The following is a 17,957-nucleotide window of genomic DNA, read 5'->3' as shown; positions in this document are numbered from 1 at the left end:
GTTACCCCATCAGCCCATTAGCCGTTATGGGTTCTTTATGCCTGCTCGCTTTTGCCCACTTGCGCAACTACGTTGGCTTTTTGCGACACAATTGCTGCTTTATGCTGCATACGGTTTTGCATCTGGTCGATAATCACAGCCACAATAATTACGATACCTTTAATAACCATTTGCCAGAATTCACTGACCCCCATCATCACCAGCCCGTCAGCCAAAATTCCGATAACAAATGCGCCGATCAGTGTGCCGAGGATGGTGCCACGGCCACCGGCCAGAGAAGTTCCCCCCAATACCACGGCCGCTATCGCATTCATCTCAAAGCCGCTGCCGTTCGCAGGGTGGCTGGCCACCAATTGAGCGGAAACAATGATCCCGGCAATTGCCGCACAGAAACCGGAAATGGTGTAAACCCAAACTTTGACCTGCCGGACTTTGACGCCAGACAGTTCGGCGGCTCTCTCGTTATCACCGATAGCGTAGACATGGCGACCAAAAGGTAGGCGACGCGCTACATAGGCAATCACCAGAGCCAAAATGAACATGATCCAGATGGCGATCGGCAAACCCAGTAACGTGCCGGACCCCAGTAGATCAAAACCGGTATTTCCGAGTTGTGGATTACCCTGTAAGCCTGGGAAGGTTTCACCGCCAGAAATCAGCATCGCCGCACCACGAACCACATACATGGTACCGAGGGTGCAGATAAACGGCGCGACGTTATAGCGGGTTATAATCCAACCATTGACCGCGCCAATCAGTGCACCGATGACCAATACCACCGGGACCACCACCCAAACACTGGGGAAAATGGCAATACCAAACATCGGTAATACAATACCTTGGGTGATCATCCAGCCCGCAATCATGCCGCATAGCCCCAAGGTTGCCCCGATAGAGAGGTCAATCCCTGCGGTGATAATGACAAACGTGATGCCCAGAGCGAGGAAGGCATTGATAGCGATATGCTTCACCATAATGATCAAGCTGCCCGTCGCCAGAAAGCCCGGAACCATCACGGAGAAGAAACCAAGAATCAAAAACAGGGCAATAAAAGTGCGCATCTTGAGCAGAAGCAGCAGCATATTTTCCCGTGACCACGACGCGCCACCGGGCCGGTGACTCGCCAACGCAGTGCCAGTTGTTGCTTTCATCATTCGAACCCTTGTGCGCTTGCCGTAACCAATGCCGATTCACTGGCCGACTGACGGGATAAGTTCGCGGTCAGCTTGCCATTCGACATCACCAGTATGCGGTCAGATACCGCCATGATCTCTTTCAGATCAGAGGTTGAGAACAAAATACCAATCCCCTGCTCAGAGAGTTTCACCATCATTTCAAACACATCAGCTTTCGCCCCGACATCAATGCCTCGCGTTGGCTCATCCAACAGCAAAATGTTTGGACTGGTCAGTAATGAGCGCCCTATCACCACTTTTTGCTGATTACCGCCACTGAGAGCCTGAATCTCTACTTCCGGTGAAGAGACTTTGATCGACAAATCCCCGATAACCGACGCCACCACTTGTGACTCACTCTCTTGCCAGATAGTGAAGCTGTGTTTTAACCGACGCCATAAGCTGGAAATGGTCAGGTTATTGGCCACCGATGACACAGGGAAAATACCGGTTTTTTTACGGTCTTCCGGTACCAGACTCATTCCCAGACGAATGCGCTCTGCGGTTGAGGTTTTGGCATTAATCGACGTGCCATTGAGCCGGATAGTGCCAAGATAGCTCTGCTGCGTGCCCAGCAGACATTCAAACAATTCGGTACGACCTGCCCCCATCAACCCATAGATGCCGACAATTTCACCCGCCCGCACTTGCAATGAGACCTGATTCACTACCGTGTTGCCGGATTCATTGATTAACGTGACGTTATCAACCTCCATCATCGGCGCACCGAATGTGCGGTCCGGGTGAAGAAAACTGGAAACCGGGTCACTGCCCAGCATTTCACGCACAATCCACGGTACATCAATATCTTTTACCGCAGCTTCAGCCTGAAAACGGCCATCACGCAAAATCGTGATGTAGTCACCAATCGCCATCAACTCTTCCAAACGATGTGAGATGTAGACGATGGAAACACCCTGTCGCGTCAGTTCGCGAATAACCCGAAACAAGATATCAACTTCGGTTTTACTCAACGCCGACGTCGGCTCATCCAGAATCAGAATATCCGCCTGTTCTGCCAGTGCCTTGGCGATTTCAATTAATTGCTGCTGGCCTACTTTCAGGTTTGACACCATCTCTTTCGGCGAAATAACCTGATCAAGACGCACCATTAACTGTTCAGCAATCAGCTCCTGCGCCGCCTGATTAATGGGTTTCAAGCCTTGCTGAATCTCACGCCCCAGAAAGATGTTTTCCGCAACATTGAGGTTTTCCGACAGGTTCAGCTCCTGATGAACCATGCCAATACCCAGCGCCGCCGCCTCACGAGTATTGGCAATACTCACCGCGTTACCATTCAGGTAGATTTGGCCAGATGTTTGTTGCTGTACCCCAGCCAAGATCTTCATTAAGGTAGATTTTCCGGCGCCATTTTCGCCGATAATCACATTCACTTTGCCGCGATAAACGTTATAACTGACAGCATCTAGCGCCAATGTGCCAGGAAAACGCATTGAAATGTCCTCAGCACGCATGACGATGTCAGGTCTGTGATCCATTAGTGGCTCTCCTTATTCAAACTGAGCGGCACACCATTGCTCAGACCGGTAGGGGTGAGTGTCACCGCTGCCAATACCTCGACTTGCTGCCCGACCCAACTGGCATCGGGTTTTGCCACATCCTGCAAAGCACGCTTGCTTAATGCTTTAGAGAGCTGGGCGTATTGCACCTGATTTTTAAAATCTTCGAAGCGGATAAACGTTGATGCATCACGAATGGCATTACCTTTGACGATTGGCCCCACTTGCAGCACTTGTTCATCACCGTCAATGGCCAAACGAATCAACCCTTCCCGCCCTTCTGTGTCTACCGCTACCACTTTGCCGTTAAAACGAACAAAACGACTTTGGCTATTTTTCCCTGCTGCTGGCTGACTTTGTTGCTGCTTTACCTGCTGCCAACTGAGCGCATTGCTATTGGCAAACGGCATAACTTTACTCACCCAAATGGTGGAGGCGACTTTATCCGGTGGCTGGTTATAGTCACTGACCACCGCGTTAGGATCGACTGGCAGAATCGGTTTACCGTTTTCATCCAAATCAACCACGGTACAAGCCACCAGCACCGTACTGATAACCAACAAACCGCCTGCTTTCGATAAGGCACTGAACCACATACTGCCTCCTGTCAGGAGGGGCGATTACGCCCCTCATTCTTAAACCATGGTTTTAATAACCGGTGATTATAAGATGGGTGTTTCAGTCGCGATTATTGTTTCAGTGCAAAGACATTCAGATTCTTGGCATTGTTTTCATCAATCAATACGCAATCCATCAGTTGCTTTTCTTCCAACCCGGTTTTGCCGGTTTTCAGATATTTATCAGCCTGCACCACCGCCATCTGAGCTTGTGCCCAACCCGGCTGTAATACAGTGGCTTTGATATTGCCTTTGTTGATGATCGAGTCGCGAACATAGTCACTGCCGTCAAAGCCGACGACAATGACATCATTGCGCCCCGCAGCTTTCAATGCCGCTTCTGCACCGAGTGCCATGGTGTCGTTGCCGGAAATCACCCCAGTGATATCTGGGTTAGCCTGCAAAATGGACTCCATACGGTTGAATGCTTCAGTCTGGCTCCAGTTTGCAGTCTGTTGGGCAACCATCTTCATGTCGCTATGTTCGTCAATCACGTCGTGATAACCCTGTGAACGAACATGAGCATTGGTATCGGACTCACGGCCAAGCAATTCAACATATTTGCCTTTGCCACCCATCAACGTAACGAATTTCTCAGCGCCCAGTTGTGCACCCTGATAATTGTTCGACACGATTTGCGATACTGCGATTCCAGTTTCATTGATTTCACGGTCAATCAGGAAAGTCGGAATACCGGCCGCTTTGGCTTTTTTCAATGGCCCGATAGTGGCATCCGATCCGGCGTTATCCAGAATGATCGCTTTAGCCTTACGAGCAATGGCAGTTTCCAGCAGTTGGTTTTGCTTGTTCACATCATCATCATGAGAAGCCACCAGTACGGTGTATCCCAGTTCCGTTGCTTTGGCTTTAGCACCTTCCGCCTCCGCTTTAAAGAACGGGTTATCGTGGGATGGGGTGATAATGGCGATCAGGCCGTTACTGGCGGCACCAGCAACACCCGCCATTGAGATCAATGCTGCGGTAAGACAGGATTTCAGTAGGGTATTTTTCATTATTTTTCTCCGCATTGAATATATATTCACTATTAAATTTATATTCAACGTAATAATACAAACGCCCCGCAGCTTGTCCAATGTGAGTGCAAGGAAAGTAGAAGCCGGTCACAAATTAGTCGACACGGATAGAGAGATAGCTCGGATAAAAGCCGCTTAGATAAGAATGTAACAGTACAAAAAACGGATTGATTATTTCACTCGAATGTATAAAATTTTATACATACATCAAGGAGTGATGAATGATTGGAAAAATAATCGATTGGCGTGGTAGTTCACTTGAGGATCTGAAGGCTTTCCCAGAAAGTGCTTGTGCGGTAGCGGGGAAGCAACTACGCAATATCCAGCATGGTATCGAACCTAATGATTTCAAACCTATAAATGACTGGGGAGCGGGGGTTATTGAAATACGGTTAGATGATAATTCCAAAGCTTATCGTGTTGTTTATATTGCCAAATTCGAAGATAAAATTTACGTATTACACAGTTTCCAAACAAAATCGCAAAGAACCAGTCAGAAAGACGTCAATATTATTAAGGTTCGTTATAAAGAAGTTATTCATGAGCGGAGAACAAAAAATGATAGATAAAATTGACACAGCATCACGTCACATCACTACCGCTGGAGACAATATTTTTACTGATTTAGGCTTTACTGATGACAAAGCAACTCAATTGTTAGCGGAGTCAAATGCAGAAATTGAACAGGCTTTAGCAATGAAAAAAGCGCTCATGACATCTATTGCCAATTGGATTAAATCAGAAGGAATACGGCAAGTGGACGCAGCCACATTATTACATGTGTCGCGTCCGAGAGTTTCCGATGTTGTTAATCAAAAAACTGAAAAATTCACTCTTGATTCTCTGATTAGTATGGCTGGCAATATTGGCAAAAAAGTGACACTCGTTATTGAATAAATAAATTCTGAGTCAGCGATATAACTCAATCACCGCAGGCGTCACCTGTAATTCGTGTTGCCAGTGGGTCAACGTCAGGGTCGTTAACTCAGCCAGCCCCTGATAAAACGGGTGTCCGGCATCAGATTGCAGCAAGGCGAGGTAACGATACCCCCACGGCAACAGGTGCTCTGCCAGTAAAACCGGTAAATCCGCTGGTTGATGTTCTGCCAGCCAGGCGGCCATCATCAGCAATAAGCCGAAATGATCCTCTGGCTCTTGCTGCTCCAGTGTCACCTCCACTTGCTGCTGCGCCATCCAATCACGCAGTTTGAGCGTCGAGTCGCCAAACAGGACATTTTCTTTATCCAGATAAACCGATCCCCACGGGGGAGCGGGCAGTGCATATGGGCCAATAAACAGCCGCTGCCAAGCCTCTTCCAGGGTTTCATCTGACTTGTCTTGCACCAATAAAGCGGCAATGGGCATTAGTTGAGTTTCCAGGCCATAAGGCCACTGGGCTACCCACTCATCACTGCTGAGTTGCGCCACAATATCACTGCACGCCGGACTGTCCGGTTCACAATAAAACAGCGCACCCAATACGTGGCCAGTCAGCGCAATTTGTTGATAAGTCATATTGTTTTCAACCATTTTGTTACCTCAGAAGCGCGATCAATTCGCCATCAAACGGGTGAAGCATTGCGAGCAAAGCCAGGTTGGGCGTAAACCCAGCAGGGCTTTGCTCAGTCGCCATCAAGCTATCATTTAACCGCCGATTGCCATTCCGACCGTCATATGCAACCCGTAAAACACGCCACGGCCAATTAGCTCACCCGCAAAGATAAACAGCATAGCGAAGATCATGCCGAGCGTCATCGGTGTGCGGCCTCTGATTAACGGACAAATCCAGCAACCCAGCCCCAGAACCAGTAACACCAAACGCCATACCATCAGGGTGCCGTAATGGGGAATAAGCTCTGAGGCTTGCTGTACCGAGCTGTAAATCGTCGACAAACTGGCCGCCTGCATAATGACACTGGCAATACTGATAATCAGTGCCAATACACTGATCATCGGTAGTTGCAGCATCATTCGCCCATTAATCCCGGCCAGTTGTAACAACAGATAACCCAACATCGGGCCGCCAATCAAGGTGGTAAGAACAAAACCTAGCGGGGTATAGAGGTTGTCCCAAGTGGGAACAGTATCAATGGAATAGACTCGACACATGGCATAGACAAATACGACGCCCAGCACCATGGCGACCACTAGCCAGACTTTGCCGAGTACCGCAGGCATTTTACCCAATACGGCCAATAACCAGTAAAAACCTGCCACCGCAAAGAACAGTGAACCGGCGGCTATTTCATTACTGAGCGCCGACTCGCCAATGCGGCTTAATGAATTGAATGCTCGCATTGGCGAACCTAAATGCAGTGTCGAGGCGATAAAAGCCAGTGCCATCAGCACCCACAGTACCAACATGCTGCGGTGAATCCGCTGTTGCTGGTCGTGACTCAAACCACCGAATATCAGCGCCAGTCCCAGCACAATAAAGCCCCCGACCACGCACTGCCCCAGTACCGTAAAGACCATTAGAGGCCATTCATGCCATCCCATGCCCATATTATACCTCCTTCGGATTTGCCAGATGACCGGTGGTATCTCTGACCGGACGGCTGTTGGCATTAGGTTTCACTACGATATTCGGCAGCGTGAAATGGGCTGCTGGCAATGGTGCGACTTCGGCCAAATCACCGTATTTCTCGCGTAATTCATCAATAGGGGCCATATCCAGCGCCCGCAGTGGGCAAGAATCGACACAAATCGGTTTCTTACCGGCAGCGACTCTTTCATAGCAGCCGTCACACTTGGTCATATGCCCTTTTGCTTCGTCATATTGCGGCGCACCGTATGGGCATGCCATATGGCAATAGCGGCAACCGATGCAAATGTCTTCGTTTACCACAACGAAACCATCATCACGCTTATGCATTGCGCCACTCGGACATACTTTGGTACAGGCGGGATCACTACAGTGATTACAGGCGATAGAGAGATAGTAAGCGAACACATTTTGGTGCCATGCGCCGTTATCTTGCTGCCAATCCCCACCGGCATATTCGTAGATACGCCGGAAGCTAACATCGGTGGATAAGTTTTTGAAATCCTTGCAGGCCAACTCGCAAGTTTTGCACCCAGTGCAGCGGCTGGAGTCGATGTAAAAACCATATTGCGTTGTCATCAGTCAGCTCCTTATGCCTTGGTAACTTGAACGAGGTTGGTATGGGATGGATTCCCTTTCGCCAACGGAGAAGGTCGCTGAGTGGTCAATACGTTAATACTGCCCGCGCGATCAATACGTTTCTCATCCGGGCTATACCATGCCCCCTCACCCAGTGCCACAACCCCCGGCATCATGCGCGGTGTAACTTTGGCGTTAATCTGAACTTCGCCCCGGCCATTGAAAATACGCACCATATCGCCATTTTTGATCTCTCGCTCGCGGGCATCCATTGGGTTAATCCACATTTCCTGACGGCAGGACGCTTTTAAAACATCGACGTTGCCGTAGGTGGAGTGGGTTCTGGCTTTGTAGTGGAAACCCGTTAACTGTAATGGATACTGCTGATTGAGCGGGTCATCGTAGCTTTCAAAACCTGCGGCATAGACCGGCAGCGGATCGATAACATCGTCTTGTTGCAGTTCCCACGTGGCGGCAATCTGTGCCAGTTCGGCAGAGTAAATCTCAATTTTGCCTGATGGCGTGGTCAACGGATTGGCAATAGGGTCTGCGCGGAACGCTTTATAGGCAACATGATGCCCCGCCGGATCGCGTTTTTTAAAGATACCCTGTTCGCGGAACGCCTCAAAAGAAGGCAGTTCAGGAATGGCCTGTTGCGATTGTTGGTAGAGATGACGCAACCACTCTTCTTGCGTGCGCCCTTCGGTAAATTGCTGCTCCACCCCCATGCGTTTTGCCAGTTCTGTGGTCATTTCATAGATGTTTTTGCATTCAAAACGCGGTTTGATGACTTGATCGGCAAAAATCACATACGCCATATTGCCGCTCGAAGCGTCAAGGCAGAAGTCCATCTGCTCAGAGGCGGTACAGTCAGGCAGGATGATATCGGCGTATTTGGCTGACGAGGTCATGTGATTATCGATAACCACCACCATTTCACATTTTTTATCATCTTGCAGAATGTCGTGGGTACGGTTGATTTCTGAATGCTGATTAATCAAACAGTTACTGGCGTAATTCCAGATAAACTTGATCGGTACATCCAGCTTATCTTTACCGCGCACACCATCACGGGTAGCGGTCATTTCTGGCCCGCGTTCAATCGCGTCAGTCCACAGGAACATCGAGATACTGGTTTTAACTGGGTTTTCCAGTGTTGGCATGCGGACAAACGGCAAACCGTAAGAGCCTTCGCGGGCACCAGAATTACCGCCATTAATGCCAACGTTACCGGTCAGGATAGCCAACATGGCAATGGCCCGACTGGTATTTTCGCCGTTGGAATGGCGCTGCGGCCCCCACCCTTGCGCAATATAAGCCGGTTTCACCGACCCTATTTCACGCCCCAGTTTAATGATTCTTGCGGCTGGAATACCGGTGATGGCTTGCGCCCATTGTGGTGTTTTGGCGGTTTCATCTGCGCCCTGCCCTAAAATATAGGCTTTGTAGTGGCTATTTTTTGGCGCATCTGCCGGCAGGGTTTTCTCATCGTAACCGACACAATATTTATCGAGGAACGGCTGATCGACCAGATTCTCGCTAATCATCACATAGGCCAAGGCCGATGCCAGTGCCGCATCGGTACCGGGCCGCAGCGGGATCCATTCATCTTCTCGACCTGCTGCGGTATCGGTATAGCGTGGGTCAATCACTATCATCTTGGCATCGGATTTCTCCCGCGCCTGCTCCAGATAGTAGGTGACCCCACCACCACTCATGCGCGTTTCAGCCGGATTGTTACCAAACAGCACCACCAGCTTGCTGTTTTCGATATCGGACGGGCTGTTGCCATCAGCCCAGCCACCATATGTGTAATTCAGGCCAGCAGCGATTTGCGCAGTACTGTAGTCACCATAATGATTAAGGTAGCCACCACAGCAATTCATCAGCCGCGCCAATAGCGTCGATCCCGGTGGCCATGAGCGGGTCATGGTGCCACCTAAGGTGCCGGTGCCGTAATTCAGATAGATAGCTTCGTTACCATATTCTTTAATGATGCTTTGCATGCTGCCCGCAAGGGTGTCGAATGCCTCTTCCCATGAGATGCGCTTGAATTTGCCTTCCCCACGTGCGCCAATACGCTTCATTGGGTATTTCAGACGGTCAGGGTTGTATACCCGGCGGCGCATGGAGCGGCCACGCAAACAGGCACGCACCTGATGCAAGCCATCAAAATCATCATTGCCAGTGTTGTCGGTTTCGACATATTTGATTTCGCCATCAACGACATGCATACGTAGCGGGCAGCGGCTACCGCAGTTGACAGTACAAGCACTCCAGATCACTTTGTCATTATTGAGCGGATTTATTGCCGATTGCACCGCGCGGGCGGCGCGGGAGAACGGGAGCGAAAAGGCCCCGGTTGCCATGGCAAGACTGCCGATAAGCGTCGTTTGGACCAGTTTTCGGCGCGTGACTTCTGCCGTTAATAGCCGGGATTCGTTGGTCTCTTTCATAAGATTCCCACTTGGTTGCATTCCAGAAAATGGACAACATCCGTGATAGATGAAATCCGATTAATTCAAAAAAATGAGTAATTCTGCGGGAGAGGTTGTGTCATGAATGAGAGCGCAGTGGCCCAGCTACAGCAGTTATTATAGTTAGGATGATAAACAGTTCTTCCCGCAGTTATGAGCCTACCCCTTATGGGTAGTGCGGGTGTTGTCTGGTATCAATAAAGCAGTGGGGATTACCTTCTCCTCACTGCTTTATGATGAATCTGTGACAAATAACCGTTCTGTTTAACAAGCCTGATGATACAGCGCCATAATTTCATCAATCGATGCTTCACGCGGGTTCCCGCCGGTACATACATCCGCGAAGGCTGCTGCTGCCAGCGCGGGAATATCATCGGCCAGCAGACCCACCGCACTCAGGGATGACGGAATGCCAATATCACGGTTCAATTCAATTACTGCCTGAATGGTTTGCTCACGAACCTGTGCCAATGACCCACTCAGGGCATTGTCGAGGCCCATCGCCATCGCGATTTGACGCAAGCGTTCACCGGTATAAGCGGCGTTATAACGCATGATATAAGGCAGTAAAATGGCGTTGGCGACACCGTGTGGCATGTTGTAAAACGCCCCCAGAGGGTGTGCCATACCATGAACCAACCCCAGCCCTACGTTTGAGAACCCCATTCCAGCGATATACTGCCCAAGTGCCATATCTTCGGTGGCGGCGGCATCACCTTGCACAGAAGCCCGCAATGAACGACTGATGACTTCAATGGCTTTAAGATGCAAAGCATCTGTCAGTTCCCAAGCCCCTTTAGTCAGATAACCTTCGATGGCGTGGGTCAACGCATCAACCCCGGTCGCGGCTTTCAGGGCCGCTGGCATACTGTCCATCATGTCAGCATCAATAAATGCCACTGCCGGAATAGCATGAGGATCGACGCAAACAAATTTGCGCCGCCGCTCTTCATCAGTAATTACATAGTTAATGGTCACTTCTGCCGCAGTACCGGCTGTGGTTGGAATGGCCAGAATAGGTACACAAGCGTTGCGGGTGTCAGCCACCCCTTCCAAACTGCGCACATCAGCAAACTCAGGATTATTGATAATAATGCCGATGGCCTTGCTGGTATCTTGTGGCGAACCGCCGCCCAGCGCGATGAGATAATCCGCCTCGCTTTGGCGAAAAACAGCCACACCTTGTTGTACGATGGCGATTGTCGGGTTGGGCGTTACCGCATCAAAGACAGCAAAATCCAGACCGGCCTGTTGCAAGCGGCTGATTAGGCAAGCCGCGACACCGCACTCCATCAGTATTTTGTCGGTGACCACTAACGCTTTTTTATATCCCCGCCGTGTCACTTCATCGGTGAGCGCATCCAGTGAACCGCGCCCAAACCACGCCATTTCGTTTAAAATCATTCTGTTCATGACTGATTCCTCTCGGTATTTTAACCCGCACGCTAATCTTCAACCCGTAAACCGTAGGTTTTGAATTTCTCCAGTACCACGCTGATTTCTTCTTTGGATAACACCGGCACCTCATCGACAATCGGCAAGATAGCCAGCAGCAGTGTTGCCAACACCTCAACTTCATGAGCAAGCCACAACGCTTTGGCCAAATTCTCCTCACAAGCAATCAGGCCATGGTGCTGCAACAGCGTGGCCTTGCGGTGCTTCATCGCCACGGCGACATGTTCAGACAGCGCTTTGGTACCAAAAGTGGCGTAGGGCGCACAGGGGATATCATCGCCACCGGCAGCGGCAATCATGTAATGAATCGCCGGGATCGGGCGGTTAAGAATCGATACTGCGGTGCAATGGACTGAGTGGTTGTGTACTACCGCATTGGCGTCTGCCCGGGTATGATAAACCGCCTGATGAAAACGCCACTCACTGGAAGGAACTTTGCCAGGCTCATGGTGGCCGCTGGCATCGATATAAACAATATGCGACTCCGTCAGTTTGTCGTAGGCAATACCGGAGGGCGTAATCAAAAATCCATCCTGATAGCGCACACTAACATTGCCAGCCGTCCCTTGATTCAACCCTAAACGGGTCATTTCCAGGCAAGTATTGATAATATCGCGCGCCAGTGCTTCTCTCTTCATTTGTTCCTCTCTTAAGATGCAAATACCTAAATATAAAAATGCATTGAATAATGGATGTAGGTGAATAAGCGTTAACAACTGTGGATATATCTTTCGCTCATTTAATTCAACTGAGAAATAAAGCACACCAAAATGTGAGCCATGTCATGACTATTCATAACTTAATCGCAATTTAGATCTTATTTATTTGCATGAAATGTCCGTTTGAAAAAACAATATGGACAAACGGTCAAGTGACGCCGAATGATTAAATGTCGGGTTATTTTACTATAATTGACCGTTTGTGACAGAAATAGAAAAATCGGTCATTACCTATGTGTGTTTGAAACACAATTCATTTCAAACGGTCATGAAATGTTTTTATTTAAAGTGACTGTCATCACAAAATATCAGCATTGAGTTACCAATGTGATTCAGCTCATACTTTTTAGCGATTTTTACCTTATAAAGAACGGGACTTATCGCAATGAGGATATTTAAATTTGTCACTCAGGCAGTTGTGGCTCGCCAGAGAAAGTATCACTCATTAAACAAAAATAATTCCGTCGAACATTACAAACTTTCGGACTAGTGAAGTATCTGACGAGGGCATCATGGGAAATATTTTAATACAAACAGATAGCACTAAAATTTCCGCCTCGGTAAGTGACGAGGTTGCAAATAAAAAAAGGTATCTGATTCCTTTCGCATTACTGTGTTCACTGTTCTTCCTTTGGGCAGTAGCAAACAACCTAAATGATATTTTATTACCTCAATTTCAGCAGGCTTTCACCCTGACCAACTTTCAAGCAGGGCTGATTCAATCCTCCTTCTATTTTGGCTACTTCTTAATCCCAATACCTGCCGGGATATTGATGAAAAGGTTTAGCTATAAGGCGGGGATTATTACTGGATTACTGTTCTATGCCTTCGGGGCGGCATTGTTCTGGCCTGCGGCCGAAACGATGAATTACACCTTGTTTTTAATCGGATTATTTATTATCGCTGCCGGTTTAGGTTGCCTGGAAACGGCTGCCAATCCTTTTGTTACTGTATTGGGGCCAGAAAAAACCGGTCACTTCCGTATTAACCTGGCACAGACCTTTAACTCTTTCGGGGCCATTATTGCGGTAGTGTTCGGCCAAAGCTTAATACTCTCCAATGTGCCCCACCAAACACAGGAAGTGCTGGATAAATTGTCTGCTGAGGATTTGAATAGCTATCATCATAGTTTAGTAAAAGCTGTTCAATTACCCTATCTGATTATTGTTGCTGTGGTTATTTTTGTTGCGCTATTAATTTTAATCACTCGTTTCCCGGCAATAAAAAGTGAATCGGATGATTCGCATAACGGTTCTTTCTTTGCATCACTACCACGGTTATTAAAGATAACACATTGGCGCTGGGCGGTATTAGCACAGTTCTGTTATGTTGGCGCACAAACCGCATGTTGGAGCTATTTAATTCGTTATGCCATTGAAGAGCTACCGAATATCACACCGGGATATGCGGCTAATTATTTAACGGCCACCATGGTATGTTTCTTTATCGGTCGATTCAGTGGCACCTGGTTAATTACTCGTTTCGCACCAGAGAAAGTTTTAGCGGCTTATGCATTTATCTCTATGCTGTTATGTATTATTTCTGCGGCCTTCGGCGGACATATTGGATTATTAGCACTCACCCTGTGCAGTATGTTTATGTCGATCCAATACCCAACCATATTCTCATTAGGCATTAAGAATCTAAATCAAGACACTAAATATGGCGCATCTATTATTGTTATGACCATTGTCGGTGGTGGTATCGTCACCCCGATCATGGGATTAGTTAGCGATGCGGCAGGGAATATACCTACGGCTGAAATTATTCCTGCTTTATGTTTTGCCATTATCTTTATTTTTGCCAAGTACAAAACAGTTCCCGTTAATTAATAATACGGGTAACGGACAAATTAACATTAAATTCTTGCTACTGAACACAAGGACTAATAATGAAAAAGACAATTCAATTACCTAAAATTGGCATTCGCCCGGTCATTGATGGACGCAGAATGGGTGTGCGTGAATCGCTGGAAGAGCAAACCATGAAAATGGCCCGTGCCACCGCAGAGTTTCTGCAAGAGGTGGTACGCCATCCTTGCGGCACGCCCGTTGAATGTGTCATTGCTGATACCTGCATTGCCGGCATGGCAGAATCCGCCGCCTGTGACGATAAATTCAGCGCACAGAATATTGGCCTAACCATCACGGTGACACCTTGTTGGTGCTACGGCAGCGAAACCATTGATATGGACCCGTTCCGCCCGAAAGCTATTTGGGGCTTTAATGGTACCGAACGCCCTGGCGCGGTCTATCTGGCAGCAGCACTGGCGGCGCACAATCAAAAAGGATTGCCAGCCTTCTCTATTTACGGCCATGACGTGCAGGATGCTAATGACACCCGCATCCCTGCCGATGTGCAGGAAAAACTGCTGCGCTTCGCTCGCGCAGGTTTAGCCGTTGCCAGCTTAAAGGGCAAAAGTTACCTCTCTCTCGGTGGGGTATCCATGGGGATTGCCGGCTCCATTGTTGACCATAACTTCTTTGAATCCTGGTTAGGAATGAAAGTGCAAGCGGTCGATATGACAGAGTTGCGCCGCCGCATTGATCAGAAAATCTATGACGAGCAAGAGCTAGAGCTGGCGTTGTCATGGGCAGATAAAAACTTTAAATACGGACCGGATAAAAACGCAGAACAATACCGCCGTTCAGCGGAAAGCGGCCGCGCGGTACTGCGTGAAAGCCTGCAAATGGCGTTATGTATCCGCGACATGATGCAAGGTAATCCAACACTGGCAACGAAAGGTTTTGGTGAGGAAGCCTTGGGCTATAACGCCATTGCTGCCGGTTTCCAGGGTCAGCGCCACTGGACCGATCAATATCCAAATGGTGATACCGCTGAAGCCTTGCTGAATAGTTCGTTCGACTGGAACGGCGTGCGCGAACCGATGGTTGTCGCCACCGAAAACGACAGTTTGAACGGCGTGGCGATGCTATTTGGCCATACCCTGACCGGTACCGCGCAGATCTTTGCGGATGTCCGTACCTACTGGTCACCGGAAGCGGTACAGCGGGTTACCGGCCATCAACTGGAGGGGGTTGCCGAACACGGCATTATCCATCTGATTAACTCCGGTTCTGCCGCGTTGGACGGCACTTGCCGCCAAAACGATGCGCAAGGTAAACCGACCATCAAACCGCACTGGCAAGTGAGCCAGCAAGAAGCCGATGCTTGTCTGGCGGCAACCGAATGGTGCCCCGCTATCCATGAATACTTCCGTGGCGGTGGCTTCTCTTCGCGTTTCCTGACCCGTGGCGGTGTGCCATTCACCATGAGCCGTATCAATCTGATTAAAGGCGTCGGGCCGGTCTTGCAAATTGCCGAGGGCTGGAGTGTCGAATTACCGAAATCCGTTCACGACACCCTGGACAAGCGAACCGATTCAAGTTGGCCAACCACCTGGTTTGCTCCACGCCTGACCGGCAAAGGGCCATTCAGCGATGTTTACTCGGTAATGGCGAACTGGGGAGCTAACCATGGCGTGCTGACCATCGGCCATGTCGGGGCGGACCTGATTACACTCGCCTCGATGTTACGCATCCCGGTGTGCATGCATAACGTCGAAGAAGAGAGTGTTTACCGGCCAACTGCGTGGGGCGCGCACGGTATGGATATCGAAGGGCAGGATTACCGCGCCTGCCAAAACTACGGCCCATTGTATAAAAGATAATGTGATGTTTGAGCAGGGTCGCAGGTGTGGAGCACTCCTTACCTGAGTCATAAAACAACCCTTGCTGTCAGCAAGGTGAACGAAGGGTTTATCGTGCCCCGAGGGTTTAGCGACTCACATCGTTACCGCCTCGACGCCCCATATTCCCTTCGTTCCACGTTATTCGCCCCCCGTGGCAAGACATTTTCTGCCTGACAGCAGTAACAGGAGCATTTATGAAGCGCGATGTGGTCATTGTTTTAGATTGCGGCGCAACCAATATCCGGGCGATCGCAGTCGATCCTCAAGGCGTGGTGGTGGCGAAAGCTGTGATGCCGAACCACAGCCAACCCGATCCGGCTAATCCGCAATGGCAGTTGTGGCCGCTCGATGGCATCTTGCACAGTTTCGCTCAGTGTTGCCGCCAATTACTGCCACAGATTCATCAGGATAAGATCCATGGCATGACTGTCACTACCTTCGGCGTAGACGGTGCATTGGTGGATGCCAACGGCAAAATGCTGTACCCCATTATCAGTTGGAAATGCCCACGTACCGTGGCGGTGATGGAGAGTATCTCCCGCTATATGTCTGCTGAAAAGTTACAGCAAATATCCGGTATCGGTCAGTTCAGTTTTAACACCTTATACAAGTTGATTTGGTTACAGGAAAATCGACCCGATTTAGTTGAACAAGCCCATGCCTGGCTGTTCATTTCATCTTTAATCAACCATCGCCTCACCGGAGAATTTACCACCGACCGCACCATGGCTGGCACCAGCCAACTGTTGGATGTGAAACGTGAGCAATTCAGCAGCACGATTTTACAAAAGATCGGTCTTCACGCTGATTTATTCCCACCAATGGTGGCTGCCGGCGAAATCATTGGTCAGCTACTACCAGATATCGCCGCAGAGTTAGGGTTACCCACGGGTTTGCCGGTGATATCAGCCGGTCACGATACCCAGTTTGCATTATTTGGTTCGGGTGCCGATTTGGATCAACCGGTACTGTCATCAGGTACCTGGGAAATTCTGATGGTTCGGACCCCAAAAGTGAATACGACACTATTGCCACAATTTGCCGGTTCCACTTGTGAACTTGATAGCTGCCCAAGGTTGTTTAACCCAGGTTTGCAATGGCTGGCTTCAGGGGTACTGGAATGGGTGCGGCAGTTGTATTGGCATAACGAAGCCAGTGCCGAGGTCTACCAGCAAATGATTAGTGAAGCTGAGGCTATCGTACCCGGGGCAAACGGCATACGTATGAATTGCAACCTACTGGGCAGTGCTCAGCATCATCAATCGGGCGGCTGGCAAGGGGTCTCGCTGGCGGCGCGGCGCGGGCATTTTTATCGTTCTGCGTTGGAAAGCCTTACCTGGCAGTTAAAAAGCAATCTGTCATTACTCGAAGAGATTGGTGAATTCCGTACCCGCGAACTGCTGCTGGTTGGCGGTGGTAGCCGTAATACCTTGTGGAACCAGATCAAAGCCGATGTGCTCAATCTGCCCATCAAAGTAATTGATGAAGCTGAAACTACGGTTCTGGGGGCGGCGTTGTTTGTCTGGAGTGCCACTGGCTATTACCGCAGTGCTGAACAAGCGCGGGGGCAGGTCAATTACCGCTATCAATACTATCAGCCTGGCGAGCAACAACCGCTTTATCAGGCACTGAGCGACAGCCCATATCCCATTACTGAAGGAGCCATTCATGCTTAAAACTATTTCGCCATTACTGTCACCACAACTGCTAAAAACGCTGGCAGAGATGGGGCACGGTGATGAAATAATCTTTTCGGATGCCCATTTCCCGGCGCACGCGATTGGAAAAAACGGTGGCCCGTTGGTGATTCATGCCGATGGTTTATCTGTTAGTGCATTGCTAGCGGCCACTATTCCGTTATTTGAACTGGACAGCTACGCACCACCATTGGTAATGATGGCCGCGGTGGCAGGCGACACCCTTGATGCCGCGGTTGAAAAACGCTATTTACATGCCCTGTTTGGTAGCCAGGAAGCGTTGCCAGTGGAACGTATTGATCGTTTTGCGTTTTATCAGCGCGCTCAGCAAGCCTATGCCATCGTCATCACCGGAGAGACCGCCAAATACGGTAATATTCTGTTAAAGAAGGGGGTGACGCCTGTTTTTTAAACCCGTGATCACGTAACCTCATCCCTTTAGCCATGT

At 49.3% G+C, this 17,957-nt stretch carries 16 protein-coding genes; 6 read left to right on the top strand and 10 right to left on the bottom strand.

Translation table 11 applies throughout. The features are described from left to right. Positions 1 to 35: 35 nt before the first annotated feature. From Q2T71_RS03225 to Q2T71_RS03210, 4 genes are all read right to left on the bottom strand, one after another. Positions 36 to 1,151 carry an ABC transporter permease gene (locus Q2T71_RS03225; RefSeq protein ID WP_372559834.1) on the bottom strand — a complete coding sequence of 372 codons (1,116 nt, stop codon included), beginning with the start codon at positions 1,149 to 1,151 and terminating at the stop codon, positions 36 to 38. After that, on the bottom strand, positions 1,151 to 2,674 hold the full coding sequence (locus Q2T71_RS03220) for a sugar ABC transporter ATP-binding protein (protein ID WP_083160267.1): 1,524 nt from the start codon (positions 2,672 to 2,674) through the stop codon (positions 1,151 to 1,153). The genes Q2T71_RS03225 and Q2T71_RS03220 overlap by 1 nt, the downstream gene beginning before the upstream one ends. Then, on the bottom strand, positions 2,674 to 3,291 hold the full coding sequence (locus Q2T71_RS03215; RefSeq protein ID WP_083160269.1) for a DUF2291 family protein: 618 nt from the start codon (positions 3,289 to 3,291) through the stop codon (positions 2,674 to 2,676). Before Q2T71_RS03215 ends, Q2T71_RS03220 begins: the two co-directional genes overlap by 1 nt. Positions 3,292 to 3,383: 92 nt before the next feature. After that, the gene (locus Q2T71_RS03210) at positions 3,384 to 4,325 is read right to left on the bottom strand and encodes a D-ribose ABC transporter substrate-binding protein (protein WP_050086418.1); all 942 of its coding nucleotides are present in this window, start codon (positions 4,323 to 4,325) and stop codon (positions 3,384 to 3,386) included. 242 nt (positions 4,326 to 4,567) lie between these two features. Between Q2T71_RS03210 and Q2T71_RS03205 the strand changes: the two genes are divergently transcribed. Both Q2T71_RS03205 and Q2T71_RS03200 read left to right on the top strand, forming a co-directional pair. After that, the gene (locus Q2T71_RS03205) at positions 4,568 to 4,915 is read left to right on the top strand and encodes a type II toxin-antitoxin system RelE/ParE family toxin (protein ID WP_372558108.1); all 348 of its coding nucleotides are present in this window, start codon (positions 4,568 to 4,570) and stop codon (positions 4,913 to 4,915) included. Continuing rightward, positions 4,905 to 5,243: a helix-turn-helix domain-containing protein gene (locus Q2T71_RS03200; protein WP_372559833.1), complete on the top strand. Its 339-nt coding sequence runs from the start codon at positions 4,905 to 4,907 to the stop codon at positions 5,241 to 5,243. The genes Q2T71_RS03205 and Q2T71_RS03200 overlap by 11 nt, the downstream gene beginning before the upstream one ends. A 12-nt stretch (positions 5,244 to 5,255) precedes the next feature. Here the strand turns inward: Q2T71_RS03200 and dmsD are convergent, their stop codons facing one another. The 6 genes from dmsD to Q2T71_RS03170 form a co-directional block, all read right to left on the bottom strand. Beyond that, positions 5,256 to 5,861: a Tat proofreading chaperone DmsD gene (dmsD, locus tag Q2T71_RS03195; protein WP_372559832.1), complete on the bottom strand. Its 606-nt coding sequence runs from the start codon at positions 5,859 to 5,861 to the stop codon at positions 5,256 to 5,258. A gap of 129 nt (positions 5,862 to 5,990) precedes the next feature. Beyond that, positions 5,991 to 6,851 carry a dimethyl sulfoxide reductase anchor subunit family protein gene (locus Q2T71_RS03190; RefSeq protein ID WP_372558107.1) on the bottom strand — a complete coding sequence of 287 codons (861 nt, stop codon included), beginning with the start codon at positions 6,849 to 6,851 and terminating at the stop codon, positions 5,991 to 5,993. Position 6,852: 1 nt separating this feature from the next. Beyond that, complete coding sequence (locus tag Q2T71_RS03185) at positions 6,853 to 7,470, bottom strand: DMSO/selenate family reductase complex B subunit (RefSeq protein ID WP_005181957.1); 618 nt, start codon at positions 7,468 to 7,470, stop codon at positions 6,853 to 6,855. Positions 7,471 to 7,481: 11 nt separating this feature from the next. Further along, on the bottom strand, positions 7,482 to 9,926 hold the full coding sequence (dmsA, locus tag Q2T71_RS03180; RefSeq protein ID WP_372558106.1) for a dimethylsulfoxide reductase subunit A: 2,445 nt from the start codon (positions 9,924 to 9,926) through the stop codon (positions 7,482 to 7,484). 285 nt (positions 9,927 to 10,211) lie between these two features. After that, a complete protein-coding gene (gene fucO / locus Q2T71_RS03175; RefSeq protein WP_372558105.1) occupies positions 10,212 to 11,360 on the bottom strand; it encodes a lactaldehyde reductase in 1,149 nt (382 codons plus the stop codon). Between the two features lie 32 nt (positions 11,361 to 11,392). Further along, a complete protein-coding gene (locus tag Q2T71_RS03170) occupies positions 11,393 to 12,040 on the bottom strand; it encodes an L-fuculose-phosphate aldolase (RefSeq protein ID WP_005181951.1) in 648 nt (215 codons plus the stop codon). Positions 12,041 to 12,633: 593 nt separating this feature from the next. Between Q2T71_RS03170 and fucP the strand changes: the two genes are divergently transcribed. From fucP to fucU, 4 genes are all read left to right on the top strand, one after another. Next, positions 12,634 to 13,953, top strand: coding sequence for an L-fucose:H+ symporter permease (gene fucP / locus Q2T71_RS03165; RefSeq protein WP_372558104.1), 1,320 nt, complete (start codon positions 12,634 to 12,636; stop codon positions 13,951 to 13,953). A 59-nt stretch (positions 13,954 to 14,012) separates the two neighbouring features. After that, the gene (gene fucI, locus Q2T71_RS03160; RefSeq protein WP_372558103.1) at positions 14,013 to 15,791 is read left to right on the top strand and encodes an L-fucose isomerase; all 1,779 of its coding nucleotides are present in this window, start codon (positions 14,013 to 14,015) and stop codon (positions 15,789 to 15,791) included. 215 nt (positions 15,792 to 16,006) lie between these two features. After that, positions 16,007 to 17,488, top strand: coding sequence for an L-fuculokinase (gene fucK / locus Q2T71_RS03155; protein ID WP_372558102.1), 1,482 nt, complete (start codon positions 16,007 to 16,009; stop codon positions 17,486 to 17,488). Continuing rightward, on the top strand, positions 17,481 to 17,921 hold the full coding sequence (gene fucU, locus Q2T71_RS03150) for an L-fucose mutarotase (protein WP_083160291.1): 441 nt from the start codon (positions 17,481 to 17,483) through the stop codon (positions 17,919 to 17,921). The genes fucK and fucU overlap by 8 nt, the downstream gene beginning before the upstream one ends. The last annotated feature ends 36 nt before the right edge of the window (positions 17,922 to 17,957 follow it).

The sequence above is a fragment of the Yersinia sp. 1652 StPb PI genome (genome assembly GCF_041538345.1).
GTDB classification, from domain to species: domain Bacteria; phylum Pseudomonadota; class Gammaproteobacteria; order Enterobacterales; family Enterobacteriaceae; genus Yersinia; species Yersinia enterocolitica_E.
Note: the sequence above shows the minus strand (reverse complement) of the source record. Positions and strands in the feature narration are given on the sequence as shown.